Source organism: Caproicibacter fermentans (assembly GCF_014303955.1).
Taxonomy (GTDB): Bacteria; Bacillota; Clostridia; order Oscillospirales; family Acutalibacteraceae; genus Caproicibacter; species Caproicibacter fermentans.
On record NZ_CP060286.1, the window covers coordinates 1,914,846 to 1,938,907 of the forward strand.

Annotated in this window: 16 protein-coding genes and 2 pseudogenes; 16 read left to right on the top strand and 2 right to left on the bottom strand. The window is 45.5% G+C overall.

The window, feature by feature from the left end; all coding sequences use genetic code 11:
* The first annotated feature begins 306 nt into the window (after positions 1-306).
* Entirely contained in the window at positions 307-756 is a 450-nt protein-coding gene (locus tag HCR03_RS09475) for an Lrp/AsnC family transcriptional regulator (protein ID WP_066642669.1), read from the top strand.
* Positions 757-1,084: 328 nt separating this feature from the next.
* Here the strand turns inward: HCR03_RS09475 and spoIIID are convergent, their stop codons facing one another.
* Positions 1,085-1,336, bottom strand: a complete 252-nt coding sequence (gene spoIIID / locus HCR03_RS09480) for a sporulation transcriptional regulator SpoIIID (RefSeq protein ID WP_066642663.1) — start codon at positions 1,334-1,336, stop codon at positions 1,085-1,087.
* Between the two features lie 622 nt (positions 1,337-1,958).
* Between spoIIID and HCR03_RS09485 the strand changes: the two genes are divergently transcribed.
* From HCR03_RS09485 to HCR03_RS09500, 4 genes are all read left to right on the top strand, one after another.
* Positions 1,959-3,479: an IS1182 family transposase gene (locus HCR03_RS09485; RefSeq protein WP_187037862.1), complete on the top strand. Its 1,521-nt coding sequence runs from the start codon at positions 1,959-1,961 to the stop codon at positions 3,477-3,479.
* A 424-nt stretch (positions 3,480-3,903) separates the two neighbouring features.
* Positions 3,904-4,941 carry a hypothetical protein gene (locus HCR03_RS09490; RefSeq protein ID WP_187037863.1) on the top strand — a complete coding sequence of 346 codons (1,038 nt, stop codon included), beginning with the start codon at positions 3,904-3,906 and terminating at the stop codon, positions 4,939-4,941.
* A gap of 93 nt (positions 4,942-5,034) precedes the next feature.
* The gene (locus HCR03_RS09495) at positions 5,035-5,817 is read left to right on the top strand and encodes a Fic family protein (protein WP_187037865.1); all 783 of its coding nucleotides are present in this window, start codon (positions 5,035-5,037) and stop codon (positions 5,815-5,817) included.
* Between the two features lie 120 nt (positions 5,818-5,937).
* A complete protein-coding gene (locus HCR03_RS09500) occupies positions 5,938-6,369 on the top strand; it encodes a hypothetical protein (RefSeq protein ID WP_066648578.1) in 432 nt (143 codons plus the stop codon).
* A gap of 457 nt (positions 6,370-6,826) precedes the next feature.
* Here the strand turns inward: HCR03_RS09500 and HCR03_RS09505 are convergent, their stop codons facing one another.
* Positions 6,827-8,035, bottom strand: a complete 1,209-nt coding sequence (locus HCR03_RS09505; protein ID WP_187037867.1) for a hypothetical protein — start codon at positions 8,033-8,035, stop codon at positions 6,827-6,829.
* Between the two features lie 516 nt (positions 8,036-8,551).
* On the opposite strand from HCR03_RS09505, the pseudogene rfbA reads away from it, so the two are divergent.
* The 11 genes and pseudogenes from rfbA to HCR03_RS09560 all read left to right on the top strand — a co-directional run bounded on the left by rfbA (position 8,552) and on the right by HCR03_RS09560 (position 24,052).
* Positions 8,552-9,431 (top strand): annotated as a pseudogene (gene rfbA / locus HCR03_RS09510) (glucose-1-phosphate thymidylyltransferase RfbA).
* Positions 9,432-9,441: 10 nt separating this feature from the next.
* Positions 9,442-10,005, top strand: coding sequence for a dTDP-4-dehydrorhamnose 3,5-epimerase (rfbC, locus tag HCR03_RS09515; protein ID WP_187037869.1), 564 nt, complete (start codon positions 9,442-9,444; stop codon positions 10,003-10,005).
* Entirely contained in the window at positions 10,002-11,021 is a 1,020-nt protein-coding gene (gene rfbB / locus HCR03_RS09520; RefSeq protein WP_187037871.1) for a dTDP-glucose 4,6-dehydratase, read from the top strand. The genes rfbC and rfbB overlap by 4 nt, the downstream gene beginning before the upstream one ends.
* Positions 10,996-11,970: a glycosyltransferase gene (locus HCR03_RS09525; RefSeq protein WP_187037873.1), complete on the top strand. Its 975-nt coding sequence runs from the start codon at positions 10,996-10,998 to the stop codon at positions 11,968-11,970. Before rfbB ends, HCR03_RS09525 begins: the two co-directional genes overlap by 26 nt.
* Positions 11,971-12,066: 96 nt before the next feature.
* Positions 12,067-12,564 (top strand): annotated as a pseudogene (locus HCR03_RS09530) (transposase); the annotation flags it as partial.
* Positions 12,565-12,799: 235 nt separating this feature from the next.
* Positions 12,800-13,645 carry a dTDP-4-dehydrorhamnose reductase gene (gene rfbD / locus HCR03_RS09535; protein WP_187038080.1) on the top strand — a complete coding sequence of 282 codons (846 nt, stop codon included), beginning with the start codon at positions 12,800-12,802 and terminating at the stop codon, positions 13,643-13,645.
* A gap of 1 nt (position 13,646) precedes the next feature.
* Positions 13,647-14,450, top strand: coding sequence for an ABC transporter permease (locus tag HCR03_RS09540; RefSeq protein ID WP_187037875.1), 804 nt, complete (start codon positions 13,647-13,649; stop codon positions 14,448-14,450).
* A 12-nt stretch (positions 14,451-14,462) separates the two neighbouring features.
* Positions 14,463-15,704, top strand: a complete 1,242-nt coding sequence (locus HCR03_RS09545; protein ID WP_187037877.1) for an ABC transporter ATP-binding protein — start codon at positions 14,463-14,465, stop codon at positions 15,702-15,704.
* A gap of 122 nt (positions 15,705-15,826) precedes the next feature.
* Positions 15,827-19,771, top strand: coding sequence for a glycosyltransferase (locus HCR03_RS09550; RefSeq protein ID WP_267459240.1), 3,945 nt, complete (start codon positions 15,827-15,829; stop codon positions 19,769-19,771).
* A 34-nt stretch (positions 19,772-19,805) separates the two neighbouring features.
* The gene (locus tag HCR03_RS09555; protein ID WP_187037881.1) at positions 19,806-20,765 is read left to right on the top strand and encodes an NAD-dependent epimerase/dehydratase family protein; all 960 of its coding nucleotides are present in this window, start codon (positions 19,806-19,808) and stop codon (positions 20,763-20,765) included.
* 17 nt (positions 20,766-20,782) lie between these two features.
* On the top strand, positions 20,783-24,052 hold the full coding sequence (locus HCR03_RS09560) for a hypothetical protein (protein WP_187037883.1): 3,270 nt from the start codon (positions 20,783-20,785) through the stop codon (positions 24,050-24,052).
* Positions 24,053-24,062 lie beyond the last annotated feature (10 nt).

The following is a 24,062-nucleotide window of genomic DNA, read 5'->3' on the forward strand; positions in this document are numbered from 1 at the left end:
TATTGAAAAATAATTGAAAGTGTTTATAATAAAATTAAATGCAAAGGGGCAAACCGTCGGTATAGGCGGCTTATCACCTTTGCATTCTTTATTTTTGCAAACCGAGGCAAAAGAAAGATAACGAATTGAAAGCACAACAAAAAGTGAATCTTTTTACATTTTTATCTTGCAAAGATGTGAAAACGATTTATAATAAAATAAAATGCAAAGGGGCATGTCAGGCTTAATTTCTGGCTGGCTCCTTTTTTATTTAAATATTACCGCCATAAGCCATTAAAAAAGTAAATCTTTATGAGGTGATGAATTATGGATAAAATAGACGCCACATTGATTTCCGCACTGCAGGAAAACGCGCGGATTCCAATTAAAACGCTGACGAAAAAAGTTTTTTTATCATCCCCCGCAATCTCGGCCCGTATTGAAAAGCTTGAGAAACAGGGTCTGATCAGCGGCTATCATGCGTCGGTAAACCAGTATAAACTCGGATATCATATCAAAGCGTTTATCAACCTGCAGATGTCGCCGAACCAAAAACCGGAATTTTATCCGTTTATCCGTTCCTGCCCCAACGTGGTGGAGTGCAACTGTGTCACCGGCAATTACTCCATGCTGATCAAAGTGATTTATCACAGCACCATGGAGCTGGATGAGTTCATCGGCCAGCTGCAAAAATACGGGCCGACGGAAACGCAGATCGTTTTTTCCACCCCGGTGGAGGCCCGGGGCGTCACGGTACTGGAGAGCGATTCCCTTTAAAAGCGGAGACAGCAGCAAGGCCGGCCCGGAATTCGGGCCGGCCTTATTTTCACTGTCTCGGTCACCGTTGGCATCGGCGGTTGCCGGAAACGGTCAAAAACCGCTTCACCGTAACCTCGCTTTCGCATGGATGCCGTTCTGCCAAGCAGGCCGGATGTTTAACGAAAACAGTCCGGTTTAGCGAGGCATGTTCGAACGAAACCCATAAAAAAAGCTCCCCCACCGCATCTAAGATCGCCGCGGACAGGCCGCCGCAAAACGTTTCTGGCAGAAAAGGAGCTTTATTGACCAAAATTCCCATAAGTTGAATTCTTCGGCTTTCCACCGGTCAAATGGATTTTTTATATTTCAGACGCGTGGCAATTCCTCCGCGGATATGGCGCTGAGATTTGTTGAACTCCAGAATGATCTTCACTTTTTTATACAGCTGCGGATCGATTGTTTTCAGGCGCTGCGCCACATCTTTATGTACAGTGCTTTTGCTTACGCCGAATTTTTTCGCTGTACTGCGCACAGTGGCCCTGTTCCGGATGATATATTCGCCGAGCTCCACGGCACGTTCCTCCACAATACCTTTCACTGCTCCACCCTCCAAACGAATCCGATTGCTAATAGGTATGCGGGAGAATGGTATTTTAGTACCCAGCAAATTGCAGAGCGACAGGAACAAGTCAATGACAGGCGCATTTCATAAGCTTTTTGTTTTGTTTTCGCAACTAAATTCAAAAGCAATAGTCACCCCCGGCACAGCCGGGGGTTCTTCCTATGCGGGCAAAGCCCTGTTTTACTGGCAGCGCCTCAAGGCGCTCGGAGTTTTCTTACGCTTGCAACGAAACTTCTCACCCCCTCCCGCAAACAAGACAAAACGAAAATCGAAAGCACATTTGGTGCGGAAGGGGACCGATACGGTAGGGGGCTGCGCCCCTCCCTGCCAAAGCCCTTCTCGTTTCATGGAAGCTGCCTATTTTGCTTTGACACCGAAACGGAAGGATTGTGGGTAAAGTTTAGCTTGCATTTTTACTCACCGCTAAAGCTTTTTTGAAGGGGCCGTTGCAAAACGGCACGAAAAAAAAGTCGGAGCAACCATACGAAAAGGTATTGGCAGCTCCGGCTTTTTGCTTTAAAATTTAGTTGTGAAAGAAAATAAAAAGCTCTTAGAGCATAACAGATTTGAGCGAAAAAATCAACAGTTGACGCTCCCAATGGATATGGAAATAACAATACCGCAGGATGATCCGGTACGGCTTGCCAGCGCGCAGCTTGAGGAACTGGATTACAGGGAACTGTATCGCGCCTATTCTTCACAGGGAAGGAAATCGGCGGCTGAACCCCGGATCATCTTTGAGGTATTGGTGTACGGTTACATGTGCGGCATCTACTCGACGCGAAAGCTGGAGGAGGCCTGCCGGAAACGCGTGGGCTTCATGTGGCTGCTCAATGGAGAACCGGTGCCGGACTACAGCACGTTTGCGAGGTTTCGCACCGGACGCACCAAAGAAGCGGTGGAAGATTTGTTTTACCAATTTGTCCGGCGCCTGGAACAGATGGGCGAGACGGAGCACGACGAGGTATTCATCGACGGCACCAAGCTGGAGAGCCGGGCGAACCGCTACACGTTTGTCTGGCGCAAGACGACGGAGAAATATTTGGCCAAAGTGAAGGATGCCGTGCGTGAGGAATTTGAAAGCCGTGGAATTTCCGGCAATGTGACCCTGAAAAAGTTCCGTGAATTGGTAAAATCGGAAAAGGCGGCCTGTGAGAAAAACGGAATTCATTTTGTACATGGAGCCGGTCGCCGCAAGCCGCCCCGGCAGCGGGCGTATGAGAAGATTTTTACATTGCTGGAAAAGTGGGAGGGCTATGAGAAGAAGCTGTTTTTAATGGGAAACAGTCGTAACAGTTATGCCAAAACAGATCCGGATGCCACCTTTATGCATATGAAGGAAGACCATATGCGCAACGGGCAGCTCAAACCGGGCTACAATGTGCAGATTGCCGTGAACAGCGAGTACATCACAGGCGCCGCGGCTTTTTCGAACCGGACGGACAGCGGGACGCTGCGACCCTTTTTGCGCAGACTCGAACAGCAGCATGGGGAACGCTACCGGGATATTGTGGCGGACGCGGGCTATGAAAGTCTGGACAACTACCTGTATCTGGAGGGAAACGGGCAGACCAGCTTCATCAAACCCATCAACTACGAAGCACAAAAAAACAAAAAGTTCAGGCAGCAGATCGGCCGCCGGGAGAATATGCAATATGACGAACAGCAAGACTGCTATGTCTGCGCGGCCGGCAGAAAGCTTCTTTTCCATCACGAAAGTACGCAGCGGAATCGGCAGGGATATTTCCCAACGACGGCGTATTACCGGTGCGATAGCTGCGTCGGCTGCCCGTGCCGTGAAGCTTGCTGCAAGGCAAAAAGCGGCACGCCGAAAGAACTGAGAGTGAAAACGGATTTGGTTCGCCTGAGTGACGATTCCCGGAAAAACATTAAAACCGAACGTGGAATTACGCTTCGGATGAACCGCTCTATCCAGGTGGAAGGGGCCTTCGGCGTTCTGAAAAGCAACCGCAAATTCAAGCGCTTTCTTACCCGGGGCCGGGCAAACATTTCAACGGAGCTTTACCTTTTGTGCATGGGCTACAACTTGAACAAGCTCTGTGCGAAATGCAACACAGGAAGGCTAAAAACACATTTGTTTTGCCTTCAAAAAGAGTAGATTCCAGAAAAACAGAAAATGATTGATTTTTCAGCTTTGCTTTACGGCGGAGCTTAGCATTGCTATTCCTATTTCGACGATTTGTCTCGCAAAGTTTTCAACAAAAGCCTCGTATTTAGATCACTTTTCAACATAAAGGGGGTGTTGCAAAATTTTCATTTTGCAACACCCCTTCTTGTTGCCTTGCGGCAGACGGCGGATCCATTGTTACTATGTCCCCCGCCATCTGCCTTATTTAGCTTGTGAAAAGATATTAATAGAGTAAGGACAACTCCGACTTATGGATTGGGAGAGGAAAATTCCGAAATTGGATGCAATCCCCTTCCAATGGGAGCTGTCCGCTGAAATGTATATCTTTTTCACCAAAGGCTCATAAATCAGTCGGAGTGAAATATGCACAATATAAAGCGAAAGGAAAACAAGCATGAAAAGGATCATAAAAATTTTCAGTTCTCTTTTAGCTGTTGCTATTGTTTCTTGCGCCGTTTTTGCAAGTTCGGCATCCGCCGCTGCGGCATATCCGGATATCACTACTGTCTCAGGATATAAAGGAATACTTGGGATAACGGGCGGTGGATCCTGCTTCCATAAAGGAGATTATGCTCGCTTTACCATTGAAACTTCAGAAGGGGACTCCCAAAATATCTCTAACCTTAATGTAACATGGAGCGTTGCCGATCCTACTCAGGCCAATATATTAGATGATGGCTATATAGGATGTTACAATCATTTCCAGGCAAGAATCGTGATTTTAAAGGGTGGAGTCACGATCCCAGTATACGCCACTGTTAACGGTAAAAAAATTGAAGAAGATTTGAATGTCCTTGATGACGCTGATCCAGTAGCATATTCAGATTACATGACGGTTTCAGGACAAACCGGCCAAATTTGGCTCACATGTAGACCGAATTTGGGGGACGACGGGTTCTATCGTGGAAACACGTATCGAATTTCCGTTGACGGGACTTTCTTTGACGGGGACATATCAAAATACAGCATAGCATGGAGCACCGATGACTCGTCAAAGGCAGCCATAATTAAAAATGATGGATATTCCAGTTCAGATAAAAAATTATATGCAGAAATGACTGTTCTTAAACCAAACACAACCTTTCATGTTTTCGCCAAGGTAAATGGCACCATGCTTGAACGGCAATGTAATGTAAGTCCAGACTACAACGGTATTGATCCCGATCAGATGACTGTTTTTGGAAGATTTTATGCTATTCCGGATACAACAGGGAATTTCACTGTAAAACAAAACGAAATTTATACCATTATGGTAAGATGTAACAATCTTCCGATCGTAGCGGAAGGATCCAACTGCTTTAAAAGTATTTCCGAAACAAACAACGGAGATAAGCACTATTATAAATTCAGGGCAATCGGCAAGCATGGAAGCGTTTGCGGTTTTTATTTAGATAACGGGAACATTCCATTTGCAGTCGCAACGATCAATTAATTACGAAGATGCCAAAAGAGCTCGCGGTAAATTCACAGCGAGCTCTTGTCGCAACTTATGGGTCAAATAATTAGCAATGGAAGATGAATCTCAATGGATCCATACGATCAGGCTGTACTTTTCTGGAAAGCATTTAAAATTACTACCGAGGAACAGTTGGAGCAGCGGCTGGAAGACTTTCATGTCCTTTTTGCCTACAACTCCGGGAAAATTGAAGATACGGAAATCACATGGTATGATACCGAAGAGATTTTTGACGGCAGAAAAAGGGTTGCCAATTTTACTGGGGACCCGAAAGCATTGCTGGAACAGCAGAATCAGAAACTATGTTATGAGCTGTTAAAAAGCAAGATTATAAAAAGGGAACCGCTGAGCATTGATCTAATCTTGGACGTCCATCAAACTTTGATGGATGGGATCTATGATGAACATACCTTCATTGAAAAGGGGGAAAGGCCCGGCAGCTTTAAAAAACACGACTATGTTACTGGAATCCATGATGTCGGCTCAGCCACCGATAATGTGGAGCGCGACGTAAAAGAGCTGTTGGAGGAAGTCAACGCCTATGAAGGAGAGGAAGAAGTATTAAAAGCGGCTGCTTATTTCCACGCAAGGTTCGAATTTATCCATCCATTTGCGGACGGCAATGGACGCGCCGGAAGATCGCTTCTCAACTATTTTCTGTTGCTGCATCACCATCCCCCGCTGATTATTTACTTTCAGGACAAACAATTGTATTATGAGAGCTTACAGAGATATGACGAAATGGAGGATTTAAATCCCTTCTATGAATTTCTCAAGTATGAGACCGGTAAGACCTGGGAAAAAGCGACCAATCCCAAGGAAGGCCGGGAAACGGAACATGGATCGAAATAAAAATCATGGTTCGCTTTTCACTTGGATGTCCAACTGGACATTTATCAAGCTTCTCTGTTCCGGGTGGATTTTTATCATTGCTGGCCGGAGATTTTTTGAAAAAGGAAAGCAGGGTTAAAAATGGATCTCGAAGCAATGAACAAACAAATCAAAGGATATTGCAAACCGCACGTGGACGAAAGAGGAGCACGGCTAATCAATAAAATGAAGCTAATAAAGTTTGATAAAAACCTCAAGAAGGCTACATTTGTTTCGAATTCGGTTGATCCTTGTGAGTTGTATTATATCCAGATACATTATTCCCACGAACTTGTCGAAGCGTTGGAGGCCATTACCGGCCTGCCATCTTACGTTGAGTACCAGATTGAAAGGGAGCCACTGAAACCGGTCCATAAGCGGTTCACCATCGGCGAAACAAAGCCCGGCAGCAGTTGTGACGATTCTGGGCCTTCCCTCGCCCAGAGAATAGCTGTCTTGGAGCAGCAGGTCGCGTCACTGCAAGCAAAAGTGGGGGCATTGACAACCGGCGCATCCGATTCTTTCAGTTTCTAAAATACGATAGCTCATAATACGAATTTTTTCATTATTGGGGTATCAATGACTGTTGAATAAACAGGTTTTTATTAACAGGGAACGGGAAAGTCACCATTCCCTGTTTTATTTATAGGTGCCATCGAAAAAATTATTATTTTTAGGCACCGACGTTGTTGGACTGGAGGAAAATTGTATTTCGTCTTTTCCCTTCGTCCATTGAATTTTTACCTCTCACCCTGTTTTTTAATTTATATAGCATCGCGGCCAGAGTATTTTCACATCGCTTGAGTAACAGAATCTGGTCGCAATTGATACCTCGCCAGTCCAATAATATGTGAGGGATGGAAACATCCCGAACGTCATTAGTATTCAGGTAATTTGTGTATCGCAGCAAAACTCAATATTAAAATATATTTGTATTTCTTTTTCTAATTTTTATAGATATTTTATAGATATTAAGTATCAAAAATAATCTTTATATATTACTATATATATAATTAAAAGAATGGCTCCCAGTCGACGCACTGCCTCTCGTCAGCCTGCGCCAAAGCTGAAATATTGCCTGCGATTGCAGAAATAACAAGATGCGATTTTGCGGACAGTAATTTACAGATATTAACATTTTTCTTCTTAAACGCATTGCTACATACCAGAATCTGGTCGCACCATAAACAAGGTATTCACGCTCGAGAAATCTTTCGCACGCGTCCCTGAATAGTTCCGACAAGTAATTAACCCTTAAACAATTTTTCTTTTCAACATCATTTTTCATAATTGCCGCCAAACGATTGATATCTTTGTTTAAGGAACGGACGATTGGATCAGGATCGCGTCCAAGCACGTCAACTTCGACATTATCGTCCGTCAAGGTGCTTTGCGCTTTTCCCAGTACCCATTCTGCGTAATGATTTAGCCCAATGACTAAACATTTGCCGTATTTATGACAGAGTGTGATAAAACCATCGTCCTGCAAACGATGCAGGACTGTATTAACCCGCGATTTTGAGCAATGCCAGACACCCGAAAGACGCCGGCTGCTTAGTTGCACTGTAAAATAGGAACCCCATTGGGGTAACACAACAACAGCCGATTTCTTGCTCACTTTATAAGTTGGATCGTTATAAATCGCATTCAGCCAAAGGTACATTAGTATATCGCACTCTGAGTAGTGATCGGCAGGAGAAAACGCTTCTGCTATTTCATTTTTATCGACTATAACATATCCTTTCGAGCATTTAATCGCAGATCGCTCCATTTTCATTTCTCTGCTATTGGCAGAATCTGTCTCTCGGTTAATCAGAGATATAGTCACCCGTTTTGGCATAGCATCCAGTTGATAGTCAATTAGATGCAGTTGCTTTAGCTGCTGCAAATGTGACAAACAGGATTTTACCCCGCTTGCGCAAAATGCATCAATCAACTCAGACATAGAAACCGTAATGTAAGCGTGCATGGGAACAATCTTCCCGCCGGCCTCATAATAAGTCTGTGCATGGCACAAACACCATATATAGTCGTATAGGCCGCAGCCATGATTGTTCTTCAGACCACTTCTTATAATGTCTTTAATTAAATAACGAGGGATTCTTTTATCTGAGAATCGCGCAAGTGCGGTATTTCTATTATTAAAATTATATCCTGGCTTATGAAATAGCCTACTCGAACTTTTTTCTGCTGACGTCATGTTTCTCACCGCCTTCCAGACTCTATATATCTGCATTCCTGCTTATTTTGTACTATATATAGTATAGTCCACGGTTTTCGTGTTGTCAAATTATATTTGTCGGAAATTTAAATTACTCTATCTTTTAGTATCAGCCGAGTGGCACAGATGAAACCTTTAAACACCGGAATAAAAAAAATCTCATGCTTAATTGCCATTTGAAGAAATATGGTCGAAAGACCGAGAGTTAATAGGAAAAAAGTGACAGAAGGTCAACGCAGCAGTGTTCGATTGAAAAATTCATGAATTAATCCGAGTAAGAGCAGCGTCGTACAGTAAAGATAAATTCACAATACAAAGCGGACTGAAAACCTGTGTAAATTTGGAATACATACTTTGGGCTATATACTTGCTATTTTTCAGATAATAAGGTAAAATTATGTCAATGAAAATAATAATATATGTATAAATCAACTCTTCCCAAAAGGAAAATCAGCATAGTTTACGATAGAATTTTAGATCATAAGGGTGAAAAATATGAAAGGCATCATTTTAGCCGGAGGAAGCGGCACCAGACTTTATCCCCTAACTCTTGTAACATCAAAGCAACTTTTGCCCGTCTACGATAAGCCGATGATCTATTATCCCTTGTCAACGCTGATGCTTGCGGGAATCCGGGATATTTTAATTATTTCAACCCCCTCAGGATCTGCCAAATTTTGAACGACTGTTAGGCGACGGTTCTGATTTTGGAATCTGCCTTTCCTACATAGAACAGCTTTCCCCTGACGGCCTCGCTCAGGCTTTTATTTTGGGTGAAGAGTTCATTGCCGGCGACAGTTGCGCCATGGTGCTTGGTGATAATATCTTTTATGGCAACGGATTTGTAAAGCATCTTCGCGGCGCGGCACTCCAAACAGAAGGTGCAACAGTCTTCGGCTATTTTGTGGACGATCCGGAACGGTTTGGAATTGTGGAATTCGATTCAGACGGCAGGGCGGTTTCCATTGAGGAAAAGCCAGACCATCCGAAATCGAATTACGCGGTCACAGGCCTTTATTTTTATGACAGCCGCGTTTGCGAATACGCAAAGGCTTTGAAGCCTTCCGCGCGCGGCGAGCTGGAAATTACTGATTTAAATCGTATTTATCTGGAGCAAGGGAACCTAAATGTTACCACGCTGGGACGCGGCTTTGCCTGGCTGGACACCGGTACAGTGGAATCGCTGAACGATGCTTCTGAATTTGTTAAGGTCATCGAAAAGCGCGAGGGCATTGTGATCTCCGCTCCGGAGGAAATTGCGTATCGTAATACATGGATTTCTAAAGAAATGCTTATGGATTGTGCGAAACGGTACGGCAAATCTGCATACGGTGCGCATCTAAAGCAGGTTGCAAACGGAAGAATTCTGTATTAGGAGATTCAAAATGGACTTTATTAAAACGAATGTTTTGGACGTTTATATTCTGGAGCCTAAGGTTTTCGGAGACAGCCGCGGCTGGTTTATGGAAACTTGGTCAAAACGAACGATGGAAGATGCCGGCCTGTTTTACGATTTCATTCAGGATAACCAATCCCTTTCTGCGAAGAAAGGAACCCTGCGCGGCCTCCATTTTCAAAAAGGGAAAGACTCACAGGCGAAGCTGGTGCGCTGTACACGCGGCGCGGTTCTGGATGTTGCGGTTGATCTGAGAAAAGGCTCTCCCACCTATAAAAAATGGGCAAGCGTAGAACTTTCTGCAGAAAACAAGCGGCAGTTCTTGATTCCACGCGGCTTTGCCCACGCTTTTCTGACCCTGACCGACGACGTAGAATTCCAGTATAAGGCGGATAATTTCTACGCTCCCTCTTCCGACCGGAATATTCGCTGGAACGACCCGGAAATTGGAGTGAAGTGGGGCATCGAAAATCCTGTCCTTTCTGAAAAAGATCAAAAGGCCCCCCTGCTGTCAGAGAGTGACGTAGACTTTGTTTATGAGGTGAAAAAATGAAACTGCTTGTAACAGGCGGCGCTGGATTTATCGGCGGCAATTTTATGCATTATATTTTAAACAAATATCCGAAAGACAAAGTCATCTGTCTGGACGCTTTGACCTATGCCGGAAACATGGAAACGCTTGCCGATGTGATGGATAACCCAAACTTTACGTTTGTAAAAGGCGATATTTCCGATAGAGACACCGTGTTTCAACTGTTTGAAAAGGAAAAGCCGGATGTTGTCGTCAATTTTGCCGCAGAAAGCCATGTGGATCGTTCCATTGAGGATCCTGGGCTTTTTTTGCACACCAATATTCTGGGAACCGGCGTTTTAATGGATGCATGCCGAAAATATGGAATTCAAAGATATCATCAGGTTTCGACGGACGAGGTATACGGCGACTTGCCTTTAGACAGGCCCGATTTGTTTTTTACGGAGGAAACGCCGCTGCACACCTCCAGTCCCTATTCCGCTTCAAAGGCGTCGGCCGACCTGCTGGTACTGGCATACCACCGAACATTTCATCTGCCCATCAGCATTTCGCACTGCTCCAACAATTACGGGCCGTATCATTTTCCTGAAAAGCTGATTCCGCTGATGATTGCGAACGCGTTGAACGACAAGCCGCTGCCCGTTTACGGCAAGGGTGAAAACATTCGGGATTGGCTGTATGTCGAAGACCACTGCTCTGCTATCGACCTGATTGTGCGTAAGGGCCGCGAGGGCGAAATTTATAATATTGGCGGCCATAACGAGCGCACGAATCTGCAGGTTGTCAAAGCAATCCTGAAAGAGCTCGGCAAACCGGAAAGTCTTATCCGTTTTGTCACCGACCGGCCGGGGCATGATCGGCGGTACGCGATCGACCCGACCAAGATTCATAACGAACTGGGCTGGGAGCCAACTACCCGTTTTGAGGATGGCATTAAGCTAACCGTAAAGTGGTATTTGGAAAACCGTACGTGGTGGGAACACATCATAAATGGAGAATACCAGAACTATTATGAAAGAATGTATGGACACCGGTAAACCGTTAATATCCATCCTAATGGCTGTCTATAACCCTGATTTGGAATGGTTTTCACAGCAGCTGGAGTCCCTTGAGGCACAGGATTACCCAAATTTGGAACTACGGATTTTGGATGACTGTTCACCGGATGTCTCTTTTCAAGAAATTCAGCAAAGTATAAAAAGCAATGTTAGAAAAATACCTTATTTTCTTGATCGAAACAGTCAAAATTTGGGATCTAATCGGGTTTTTGAAAAACTAACGTTGGCAGCAAAGGGACAATATATTGCATATTGCGATCAGGATGATATTTGGTTTCCGAAAAAATTGTCTTATTTGGAAAAGCAGTTAGTGAAAGATCGCGCGGTATTGATTTGTTCCGATGTCTTTGTAATTGATGGTGCAGGAAAAAAAATAGCGTCTTCCATTACAAAGCTACGTAAACGCCATAAATTTTTAGAGGGTTACAATCTGACCGATTCCCTTCTATTCCGGAATTTTGTAATTGGATGCACCATGTTAATCTGTGCGGAAACGGCAAAGGCAGCTACGCCTTTCGTCAAAGATATGGTCCATGATCATTGGCTTGCCATGTATGCGTCCACACAAGGCAAGATTTCCGTCAGTCCTTACCGATTGGTAAATTATCGCATCCATGCGAATAATCAGACCAGTGTTCTGGCCTACGTGAAATCAAAGGAAGATTATATCGAGGAAAGGATCCTTCCCTATGTGCGTAGATTGCAAGAGATATCCAAAAGAATTCCAGATTCAGAAGCCTTGAAAAAAGTTATGCAATGGGCACAGGCGCGGGAAAGTTACGCACGGGGCGACAGTGCTTCCGCTAAGGTGATTTGGAAGAACCGCAATTTAGACAGAAAGACTTCCGCTTTTGAATTGGTGGCATGGCATACGCCGTCGCCATTGTTCCGAATCGCAATTCGGATGATTCAGCGCGGTTGGCTTTAGGGAGGTATAAAGTTTGAAACAAGGTAATTTGAGCACTAACCTTGAACGGGCACAGCAAAGCAGACCGCCCGGAGGCAGTCAAAAAATCGGATAATTTTGCCGCAAATCAACCTTGTTCTAACGGTGCCGGGTATCCAATCCTTTTCCGCAATCGGAATCCTTTCGGAAATCGGAGTGGATATGTCCGTGTTTCCCACCTCGAAGCATCTGTGCTCTTGGGCTGGGCTCACGCCGCAGAACAACGAGAGCGCCGGGAAAAAGAAAACCACCAGAATCAGCCGTGCCGGAGCTTACATCAAGCCTCTGCTTGTACAATGCGCCCTGTGTGCCATCCGTGCCAAGCAAAATCCAGAAATCCGAAACCGTTACCTTTCTTTGAAAAAGCGCCGCGGCCACAAGAAAGCGATTATTGCCATTGCCAGAATGCTGCTGACCGCAATTTACAACATTCTTAAAAAGAACGAACCGTACAACCCGGATTTATACCATCAATCTGACAAACCTCCGGTACACCGTGAGGTTTCTGCGGACGAGGCAATTTTTATCTTGCAACGACAGGGTTATCTGGTCTCTAAGCCTGCGAGTACACCGTAGCTCCAAAGATAAGTTTACGGGGTACAATGCCCCATTCATTTGTGCTTGAAAGAGCATCCGGCACACATAATAATGCGGTCAGCCGACAAGGCTGTGCCCACTCACCTCCACATGCTCTGTAGTGTGCCTGTTTCCTCAAGTACATTTTAACAAATATTTGAATGCTGCGTTAGGAAATATAGGTTTCATTATCCTTTTATGCCTTGCAGCGCAGCGGAAAGGAATGGTCATAATGATGAAAATACTTGTTACCGGTGTCGGTGGGCAATTAGGGTACGACATCATAAACATTCTGCAAAATAGAAACATCAAATGCGTGAGCACGGGTCGCCAAGAATTCGATATCACTGATTTTGAGCAGACACAGGTCTTTATGAAAAAAGAAATGCCGGACACAGTGATCCACTGTTCCGCCTATACGTCTGTTGACAAAGCAGAAGATAATGTCGAACTTTGCAAAGCGGTCAATGTGGGAGGTACGCGCAATATCGCGAAAGTTTGCAATGAGATTGGCGCAAAAATGATGTATATTAGCACGGATTATGTTTTCCCGGGTACGGGAGAAGAAGCCTATGAGGTTGATGATCCAAAAGGACCAATCAGCGTATACGGAAGCACAAAACTAGGCGGCGAGACTGCAGTCAAGGAACTACTTAAAAAGTACTTTATTATCCGCACTTCCTGGGTGTTTGGTAAAAATGGAAATAACTTTATAAAAACGATGCTCCGACTTGGGAAAGAACGCAGCGAAGTGAATGTGGTATGTGATCAGATTGGCTCCCCAACTTATACGGCCGACCTTGCGCCATTGCTTTGTGATATGGTTATGACGGAAAAATATGGAACTTATCATGCAACCAACGAAGGATACTGCAGTTGGGCTGATTTTGCCGCTGAAATTTTTCGGCAGGCTGGATATCCGACAAGAGTTCAATTCATCCCGACATCGGAATATCCCACGAAGGCGAAGCGGCCGCTAAATTCTAGATTAAGCAAAAAAAGTTTGGATCAAGCCGGATTTCAACGGCTTCCCACATGGCAAAGCGCAGTGAAAAGGTTTGTTAAAGAGGAGAATCTATAGTATGGCGAAAGGATTATATACCTTTTTTGCCGATATCTTAAAAAGCAGAAAAATCTTATTTGGATTGGCAAAAAATGATTTCAAAGCAAAATTTGCTGCCTCATTTCTGGGAATTACTTGGGCGTTTATTCAGCCTCTCGTCACACTTCTGGTATTCTGGTTTGTATTCCAGGTGGGTTTCAAAAATCCTCCCGTAAGTAACGTTCCATTCATCGTATGGTTTACACCGGCCTATTTGGCTTGGGCGTTCTTTTCGGAAGCTCTAGTTTCCGGAACAAACTGCTTGCTGGAGTACAGCTACCTAGTTAAAAAGGTTAATTTTCGCGTAAGTATGATCCCGCTGGTCAAAATTCTTTCCTCCGCCTTTGTTCACGTTGCATTCATCGGGTTTATCTTTTTGATGCTTCTGTTGTGCGGGCTCCCCTTTTCTGTCTATAACATACAGGTAATTTACTATTTTTCTTGCACCTGTATTCTATTGATTGGCCTTTGCTGGCTCTTATCGGCGCTTGCGCCATTTTTGAAGGATACAGTGAACATCGTGAGCGTTTTTATTCAGATTGGTTTCTGGATTACGCCAATTTTCTGGTCTCCCGACAAGATGAGTCCGTGGGTGCAGAATGTTCTGAAGCTAAATCCCATGTTTTATATCTGCCGCGGCTACAGAGACAGTTTTGTCAATCACATGTGGTTCTGGCAGAGGGGGTACACAAACCTGTTCTTTTGGGGTATAACCATCATCCTGTTTTTTGCGGGAGCCTATCTGTTTCGGAAACTGCGCCCGCATTTTGCAGATATCCTGTAAGGGAGGACTCTTATGGATTGTCAGCCGATCATCTGTGTTGAGCACTTAAGTAAGGCATATAAACTCTACGATAATAAAGGCGATCGCCTCAGGGAAGCCGTAAGCGTATCCAGAAAGCAGTATCACAAGTTGTTTTTCGCGCTAAATGACGTTTCCTTTTCAGTCAATCGCGGAGAAACCCTTGGCATTATTGGAACCAACGGCAGCGGCAAATCAACGCTTCTAAAAATACTTTCAGGGGTGGTCAGCCCCACTTCCGGGCATATTAAAGTGCTCGGTCGGGTTTCGGCCCTGCTGGAACTTGGGGCAGGATTCAACCCGGAATATACAGGACTAGAGAACATCATGCTGCATGGCACGATGATGGGTTATTCGAAAGAGGAACTGGGGAGTAGGGAGAAGGAGATTATCCGCTTTGCCGACATCGGGGAGTTTATCAATCAGCCCGTCAAAAATTATTCCAGCGGAATGTTTGCTAGACTCGCTTTTGCGGTAGCTATTAACGTCGAGCCAGAAGTCTTGATTGTCGACGAGATTCTCAGCGTGGGAGACATTCGTTTTCAGATCAAATGCATGAACAAAATGAAGGAAATGATGAAAAGCGGTACAACGATTCTGTTTGTATCGCATGATATTAGTTCAGTCCGGCGTTTTTGCCCAAAATCCATTTGGATTGACCGAGGAATTCTGCGTGAAGCCGGGGAAACCAATCTGGTGGCTGATGAATATGAGGATTTCCTGCGTTGCGCTGAAGCGCGTGAAAAGAAAATGATCCAGCAGGAAGAAAAAAACGAAAAATCTCCGCCTACGCAAACAAAGGACGGTAGCATTGCCAAGATTCTGGATGTTGCGGTTCTGACTTTCCTAGACCAACCGGTAGAATCAGTCGCTTATGATGAGCCAGTCACGGTAAGTGTTACTTACGATGTTTATGACAAGGATGTGACCGCTCCGGTTTTGGGCGTGGCCTTATTTAGTATCGATGATGATTATATCTGCGGCCTCAACACGCTTTTGGACAGCGTTGTAATTCCTTGGAAACTGGGGAGAAATCGTCTCTTCCTGCAATATCCACAGGGTTTACGGGTTTTGGGTGGAAAATATTATTTTGATGTTACCTTGAGAGACCAGACGGCAACCGTAAATATCGATTACCAGAAAAAAGTGAAAAACATTCAGGTGAACAGCGGCTATGTAGCTGAGGGAAGGCTGGTATTGCCACATCGGTGGGAGCAACCGACGCATTCCTTTTAAGGAGTTATGACATGAACAAATACGATATGCCTATGGTACTGGGAGATACGGTCCCCGGCAAACTAATGCATCAAATAAAACCCGGAAGTACAGTATTGGAATTCGGCTGTGCGGAAGGGCGGATGACCCGTTATATGAAGACGCAACTCTCCTGTCATGTATTTATAATCGAAATTGATCCAGAGGCGTTTCACAGTGCGATTCAGTATGCGGAGGATGGTTTCTGTGGTGATGCGGAACAGTTGAAATGGATGGATCAGTTTCGGAATATCCGGTTTGATGCTATCCTTTTTGCGGATGTTTTGGAACATCTCCGCCAACCGGAAACTATTCTGAAAAGCGCGGGACAGTTGCTAAGGGACGACGGGAAAGTTTTAATTTCTATCCCCAATATTGCTCATGCGGATATTCTCTGCAATCTGTATCAAAACCGATTTTCCTATACCAAACTTGGCCTCCTAGATGACACCCATGTTCATTTCTGGGGGGAAAAGGATCTGGACGGTTTTGCAGAAAGCTCAGGATTCCAGATCGTGGAAAAGGATGCCTCTTACGCGGATATGTTCACTACGGAGCAGAATCCCGACACGAATGGGTTGCCAATGGATCTTGCCAAGCTTCTGGAAAAGAAGCCGTTTGCCAATGTTTATGAGTTCGTACTTGTCTTGCAAAAAATCCAGTGGGCAAACGAACATGGTATTTCCTGTATTTCTAATATTGATCCTCAGGGGCAGAGGGTTCCTTCTATCATATATTTTGATACCGGGAAGGGCTACAGCCTCTTAGAGATGGCTTATGTTCAACCGGATTCTTCGGATGACGCCGCGAACAACTGCGTGTTTTCCATCGATTCTCTTCCCCCCAGCTGCAGAGCGATTCGTTTCGACCCGGTAGAGGGAGTTGCTGTACTGCTGCAGAGACTAAACATTGAGAGCAATAAAGGCCCATTGCTAGGTGTCCCTCTGAACGGCTTCTCTTTTGAAGAGGATCTGTTATTTCTAAATACGGATCCGCAAATCGAAATTTTAATTCCCTCGGGATGCAGCCAGATAAAAATAGAAGCCTCTATTTATCCCCTTTCAGATAAACTCGAGTTGCATCTTTTGAAGGAATCGCAAAGGGAACTTTTGACAACTAAGGTTACACTGCAAGAACAGGTCCGGCAGGCGGAAAAAACTGAAAACAGCCTAAATAGTCGGATAATTAATATTCAAAGCCGGTTGACAGAGACACAAAACGAAAAGGCCAGTCTGAACGACCAACTGGCGGAGGCCCAAAGCGAAAAGGCCAATCTGAACAGTCAACTTGTGGTCCAACTGGAAGAATGTCAAGTACGCGAGAAAATGATCCTCAAACTATCCGAAAAAAACAGCCTGCTAAAGGCACAGAAAATGCAGATGAGTTCACAACTCGCTTCATTCCAGGCAAGTTATGAGTCTGTCGTGAATTCCCAATGTTGGCGCATGACAGCGCCGCTACGCAGCCTGCTGGACCGTCTGAAGACAATCTATTTGATTAGACAAATCCACAAGGGACTTCGGATATGGCGTGCGGCTGGCTTCCGTACGGCTTGGTTTAAAGCAAGGGAATATCTGGCTGCGGGGGGGAAACTCACGGCTGCAGGTGCGGTGCCGAAAGACCCGGAACTTGTCGGCTTAGCTGGACTGATGCTGGAGGCGTCCCAACCCGGCGGCATGACTTTTATGCGGGAAAAGCTAGAAGAATTCCGGAACCCTTCCGGCAAGGGACGGAGAATTCTTCTGATAAGCCATGAGCTCACGCTGACGGGAGCGCCGATGGCGCTTTACTATTATGCAAAAAGCGTAAAAAAGAATGGGGATCGACCCGCTATCGTTTCCCCCCGCGACGGGCGCCTGAGACAGACGCTATGCGAGGATGGAATCCCGGTTGTCATCGCACCGTTTCTTTATCAGCACAATATCAAGAACTGGGTTCTACCGCTTTTTGACTTCGTCGTCGTCAACACGATCGCCGGCCATCCGGTGATCTCCATGCTGGCGGAAGCCTCCGTTCCAGTGCTTTGGTGGATTCATGAGGCAAATGCTTCTTATCCGCCGGCGATACAAGCGGCTCTGCCCAAGAAGCTGCCAGGAAACGTCAGGGTTTATTGCGGCGGCGCTTACGCGGCATCCGTCCTTCATCAGTACCGTCCGGCATATCAGACGGAAATTCTGCTTTACAATGTGCCGGAGGTCAGCGTTTCTAAAGCCACTCCGCCTATCCTGACATCCAAGGAAACGACTGGCAGGACGGTATTCGCGATGGTCGGTATGCAGGAGGAGCGCAAAGGTCAGGACATTCTTGCAGACGCAATTCTGAAAATGCCACCTGACCATGTGGCAGAGTGCCTTTTTGTCTTTGTAGGAAAAAGATATTTTTTTCCTATAGCAGAGCAAATCAGGAAGCTTTGCAAGCAATATCCTAAAAGCACAAAATACATTGAGGAACTGGATCGGGACAACCTTCAGCAACTCTATCAGCAGATGGATTGTCTTATCTGTGCCTCCCGCGATGACCCTATGCCGGTTGTGGTCACGGATGCTCTGATGCTGTCGAAGATCGTGATCTGTTCGGAGAACACCGGCTCCGCCTCCCTGATCGGGCAGACCGGGGGGGGCCTGATCTACCGCAACAATGACCCAGCAGAACTGGCATCGTGTATCGAATCCGTCCGGGTAGATGGACGTCATATGGATTCGATGCGTCAGAAAGCCCGTGAAACTTACGAGTGCTTTTTTTCGGAATCTGTGTTTGAAACAAACGTGCGTAAAGCGATGGACCAGGTTTCCGCTAACGTGTTGAAGAATAGGGCGAAGGGTTTCGTTTCCGTCGTGATCCCGACTTACAACGCCGGGGAAGACCTGCTGCCGCTGATCACGGCGCTCCGCGCGCAGACAGGAATCGACGGGCTGGAAATCCTGCTTGTGGACTCCGGCAGCAGGGATGGGACGCCGGAGCTCGCGGAGCGGCTCGGCGCAAAGGTCATACGGATTCCCCACGCCGAGTTTTCCCACTCCCATGCGCGGAATCTCGGTGCCGAACGGGCCAAAGGCGAATATCTGCTCTTTATGACGCAGGATGCGGCGCCCGGCGGACCGGACTGGGTCTATGACATGCTGCGGCCCATCCTGCGGGAGAATGTGACGGCGGTGTCCTGCCGGGAACTGCCCAGACCGAACTGCGACCTGTTGGGACGCATAACCGGCTGGCTCCACGCCCAGTTCATGGGAATCCTGAACGGGGACCGGATCCTGTCCCTTCCAGAGCAACAGAATTTCGACAGCCTACGGAAGAACGGCCAGTTGGACGACGTTGCCTGCCTGATCCGCCGCAGCGTTTTTCTGCAGTTCAGCTACAGGGGCGACTATGCGGAGGATCTTGACCTTGGGATCCGCTTGATCCGAGCGGGATACCGGCTGGCGCTTCTGTCGTCTACGCATGTTGTGCATTCTCACACGCGCCCAGCCATTTACCATCTGAAACGCGCCGTAGTGGACATCCTGTCGCTAAAAAGAATCCTGCCGGATTACCCGATCACCAGGGTGACGGAGGCACAAGCCCGCAATCGGATCCTTACTGCATACTGTATGACAGTCCAGTATGTCAAATACTTTTTGTCAACCTGTGAAGAGCAAGAAACCCTTACGGAATTCTGTAAACGTGCGGATGGAAAATGCCCGGAAATTTTAAACTGTACCCAAAACATGACTTTGCAGGAAATTCAAGCGCTGGTCGAAGAGAAGATTCCCTATGTTGACGACGATCTGAGGACCTTTCTCAGGAAACTGATGAGTATTGGATCCGATGTGGCTTTCGACCCTACCGCCTTTACGGAAGCAATTTATTTCATTACACATTCTATAGCGGACTATCTGAAAATGACTGGTAAACCCTTCACTCCGGGGACAAAAAAGGAAATCTGCGACGCCATGGTCAAGCGGTACGGGCAGATCGCGGGAAATGTCTTGGCGGATTATTCGTTCTGGAACTCAAAAGAAAATAGTAAATTGGGTGCCCTGATTAAAGAATACAGTTGCGGGATTTGAGACTGCTAAAACTCAAGGGAGAGGAGGGATTGGCGTGAAAAATGTACTTGTGCTTGGAGCTAATGGTTTCATTGGTCAACATTTGGTTTCGCAACTGCTCGGTAAAGTAAATGTAATTGGATATGGAAAGACAGTGCCTCCCATTTGCAAGTGTTCGGAATTTATTCAAGGAGACTTTACAACAGATACAAGGTTTGAGAATCTCTTACGTAAGTACCACATTGAAGTGGTTTATCACCTAATCTCTACGACAATTCCGGTCGAGGGGACCCGAAACGCCTTTCAGGAACTGGAGGAAAACGTCATTCCTACAGTCAGGTTTTTAGAAGCCATGAAAAACGCCGGGACAGCACAAATTATTTTTGCATCTTCCGGCGGGACAGTTTATGGTGAGTCGAACGGTTATGCCCACCGTTGTACTGATGCGCTGCATCCAATTTGCAGCTATGGAATTCAAAAGACCACGATTGAGCAGTATATGCAGCTTTATGAGGTTTCCTTTGGGATGGATTGTGTGATTGCGCGTATTTCCAATCCTTATGGGGTTTTTCCACAACACGATCGGACACAAGGGATCATACCAATTTTTCTGCAGCGTCTGCTCCGTCGCCAGCCGATCACCCTCTATGGAGAAACGATACGGGACTACATCTTCATCTCGGATGCAGTAGATGCGTTGTTAAAGCTGATGGCATACCGCGGCGACCAGCGTATTTTCAACATCGGCTCCGGTATTCCCACGGGACTGCATCATCTTGCGGAAATGCTGGAGGAGGCCACCCAAAGGAAATTTGTAGAGATACGGGAATTTCCTATCCGTAGCTGTGATGTCCGGGAAAGTGTGTTGGATATTACGGAAACTAAGAAGGAACTAGATTGGGAACCGAAAGTGTCCTTATCGGACGGGATCCGGAAAACCTTAAAGCAAATCTCCCTGCTGGAACAGAGTGATCAGGAAAGATTGATCTATAGCGGTAGTAAAGAATGCCGGTGAAATAAAGAGGAAAATGGATGATACGAAACAAAATAAAACTTTGGATAAGCAATACGCCAAGACAGCTTCTTCTGCCTTCCTTCTACTTGGCAGTCAGCATCGGCATGATTTGGACCCCTTTGCACTCTCTAAACATCACTTTTTTCAAGCGGGAAATCGGACAGGCTTTGGTAAATGGGATTGATGTTTCTCAGCGAATTCAGAAGATGTCACTGTGGGGATTTTTCTATTTTCCACTACTCCTGGCTGTTATTTTTTTCCTTTTTTCTTTTCTTTTCAGGCGAAAACGGGTATCTGGAAAAGAACTTACTTTCCTGTACCACATTTCTTTGGTCGCTTCTACAATCCTACTGGTTTCACTATTAAACCGCTATCGTGGCCTTTCCGGATTTGATATTCTGGCAGCTGCAATGGTTTGGACCGTTGCCATTCTCCTAGCATTTCGGCGTGGTGAAGCGGATCCTGAAAGCCTGAAATGGAGCACCTTTACAGCTCTTTCCCTGTCTGTCTTCAATGTAATATTGCTGCGTTCCTTTGGCATGGAAATCGCACAACGGCGAAGAGACTATGTAATACTGGCCACAGGATATGTTCTGTTGACTATTTTTCTCTACGAAATTCTTTCGCGTCAAAAAGGCGAAGCGGATCGGGCACGGTTACGCAGCACGGCAACTCCAATCTATGCGGCACCATGTTTTCTAAGTCTCTTTCTGGAAATCTGTAATATTCTTAATCAGTGGAATATATTCGTGTTTCACAAAGCTCTGTGGGGCTCCGCGATTTTTCTTTTCTGCATTTTAATTTGGTTGACTTGGTATCATCGTGCAACAGGAAAATCCATAGACAACGATCAGTCAAAAAAATGGCAGTATCCGTTACTTGTTTTGGGTCTGGCAATGTTGGCCTGCCAGCCTTCCATGCAGATAACAGCTTCACCGGAACTGTTTGAAATGTCCAATCACGGTGACGCCGTCTATGGCCTTCTTAAATATGGAGAGATCCCGATCGTACAGAACTTGGATGCCCATATGCTGGCATATGAACTGGGTAGAATCTTGTTCGGCACTTTGAACCAGAACGCTTTTGGAGCCATTTATTTTGAATACAGCCTTGTTCCTCTTGTTTACATTCTTTTTTACTTACTACTAAGAAGATTCTTAGAAGACGATACTCTGGCACTTTTGCTGATCCTCCTGTTTCCCTTTTCGCAGGAATACTGCTTTTCCTATTTCGGAATGGGAGTTCTAGTTTATCTGACGGCAACCTATGCGTATCGGAAAAGGACAATTGGAGCTTTTCTCACCTTTTTCAGTTCTTGCGTTTTTGCATGCCTTTACAGGATGGATGTCGGATTTTCGATGGCCATCGCAGCAGCGATAATCCTCCTGTTGTTCTGCCTTACAGATAAAAACAAAAAACTTCTGTTGCGCCGTTACTTTTCCATGGGAATTGCCGTTTTATTTCTGTTTGTAGGAATTTGGACAGTTTTATGCCTCTCGAAAGGAGTCTCTCCCCTAGCACGAACGTTGGAGTTCCTTGACATCATGCAGTCGAATGTCCGCTGGGCATATTCCGGTCTGGGGGACTCATCAAAGGCAATCTTTGTTATTGCATATCTGGTGGTTCCCACAATAGTCACTGTGATAGCCGGTCTGATATTCTTTCGGAAATCGGACAGAAGGACTCCGCAGCATTTCATCTTTGCAATGCTTGCGCTGTCCTATCTTCTGAATTTTCCAAGATCGTTGGTGCGCCACGGCGTTGGTGAATCCATGTGGGTTGCTGTTTTTTCGATGTCAGTTTTGGCGGTAGCCTGTGGTGTCTATCTTCTAAAGGAAAAAAACAAATTTATTTTTGTCGCCAGTTTAGCGGGAATGCTTTTTTCTCTTCAGTTACTTTGTGGAATTCCCAATATTTCTGGTACATCCTTGTTAAAAGCACAGACGGATGGAATTCTTAACGCAAACCAGTACCGCGAATATTCCCAAAAGGTTGACCGGGTAGTTGAATCGGATCAGCTAAAAAAGGAATATGAACCGCTGAAAACTTTTTTCGATGCTACACTGAAAGATAACGAAACATTTTGGGACTATTCTCATCAGACGTTACTATATGCTCTTACTGGACGCAAAAAGCCGATGTATACGGATCAATCCCCAAGCTTTTTAAACGGCGAGTATTCTCAACTGATGTATTTGAAGGAAATTGAAAAATGCAACTGTCCATACGCGGTGATCCGGTCCTATAATGACGGATTCGATGGGGTACCATCTTCCGTGGCAGAGTATTTAACTTCTGAATATCTCTATTCGCATTATAAGCCATTATGTATTGTCGGCGGCTACCAGATCTGGGCGCAGAATAATTGCTATGAATCAAAAAATGTCGCACTTCAGAAAAGTATAAATATGCACTATCAGACGTTATCTCTGACGCAGGACTATGCTTCTGTCCTGACCGGGCGCCAAACGAAGGTGGCCCTTCAAAGCAGCGAAATTCATATATCTTCCGTTGCGGCTGATCCGGGCGTCGTCGGCTTCGAAAAAAATTCAAAACTTCAGACAGCCATGGCAGCAGAGCCATACCTTTGTATGAAAATAGATTATTCTTCTACAGCTTCCGGTTTGTTTCAATGCTTTTATACGACGAAAAAAGGCGAGAATTTTTCAGAAGAGAAATCCGTGCGTATTCAGGTAGACAAATCTGGAACCCTGCGATTTTCCATTCCATGTTCCGCTTATACTACGTTGCGGTTTGACATTCCAGACGGAGCGGATTTTACATTAAAAAATATCCAGTACTGCTGTCAGACTGCATCAGCTGCCACACTGTCGAACGTGACGTTTATAGATTATAACTATGATGGATTGACGCATTCTTATTCCGTAGGAGAATTGCCTTATCTCTGGGGCACCTGCGATACAGCAAAGAGGCAGGACGTACTTGAGAAAATTGGTATGGATGGAACAGTAGGTTCCGCTGGACTGGATACCTTGACAGGAAATTACATTGAAGTCAATACAACGGCTACTCAGGCTGGGATAGGCACCGTTCATGTTTTGCGGGCGGACGGCTCCCCCGCCATTCTAGTTTCCTTTCACTTGCATGCCGGGAAGAATCGATATTTAATTCGTATTAGTTGGGATTCTATGTGGTACAGCGGCATGGTGAACTCTGTTAACTTTGACAGTAATGTTCAATTAAATGGAACGTCTATAAATATCTTAAAGGGAGATACCAATTTGAATGGACTGAAGACTTACGCTTTACAACACTTTAGTCAATAGACTATTAAGA

Excerpts from the sequence above, each read along its gene's own strand:
- HCR03_RS09475 (WP_066642669.1), top strand. The coding sequence starts at position 307 with ATGGATAAAATAGACGCCACATTGATTTCCGCACTGCAGGAAAACGCG.
- HCR03_RS09485 (WP_187037862.1), top strand. The coding sequence starts at position 1,959 with ATGGATATGGAAATAACAATACCGCAGGATGATCCGGTACGGCTTGCC.
- HCR03_RS09490 (WP_187037863.1), top strand. The coding sequence starts at position 3,904 with ATGAAAAGGATCATAAAAATTTTCAGTTCTCTTTTAGCTGTTGCTATT.
- HCR03_RS09495 (WP_187037865.1), top strand. The coding sequence starts at position 5,035 with ATGGATCCATACGATCAGGCTGTACTTTTCTGGAAAGCATTTAAAATT.
- HCR03_RS09500 (WP_066648578.1), top strand. The coding sequence starts at position 5,938 with ATGGATCTCGAAGCAATGAACAAACAAATCAAAGGATATTGCAAACCG.
- HCR03_RS09505 (WP_187037867.1), bottom strand. The coding sequence starts at position 8,035 with ATGACGTCAGCAGAAAAAAGTTCGAGTAGGCTATTTCATAAGCCAGGA.
- rfbC (WP_187037869.1), top strand. The coding sequence starts at position 9,442 with ATGGACTTTATTAAAACGAATGTTTTGGACGTTTATATTCTGGAGCCT.
- rfbB (WP_187037871.1), top strand. The coding sequence starts at position 10,002 with ATGAAACTGCTTGTAACAGGCGGCGCTGGATTTATCGGCGGCAATTTT.
- HCR03_RS09525 (WP_187037873.1), top strand. The coding sequence starts at position 10,996 with ATGAAAGAATGTATGGACACCGGTAAACCGTTAATATCCATCCTAATG.
- rfbD (WP_187038080.1), top strand. The coding sequence starts at position 12,800 with ATGAAAATACTTGTTACCGGTGTCGGTGGGCAATTAGGGTACGACATC.
- HCR03_RS09540 (WP_187037875.1), top strand. The coding sequence starts at position 13,647 with ATGGCGAAAGGATTATATACCTTTTTTGCCGATATCTTAAAAAGCAGA.
- HCR03_RS09545 (WP_187037877.1), top strand. The coding sequence starts at position 14,463 with ATGGATTGTCAGCCGATCATCTGTGTTGAGCACTTAAGTAAGGCATAT.
- HCR03_RS09550 (WP_267459240.1), top strand. The coding sequence starts at position 15,827 with ATGACCCGTTATATGAAGACGCAACTCTCCTGTCATGTATTTATAATC.
- HCR03_RS09560 (WP_187037883.1), top strand. The coding sequence starts at position 20,783 with ATGATACGAAACAAAATAAAACTTTGGATAAGCAATACGCCAAGACAG.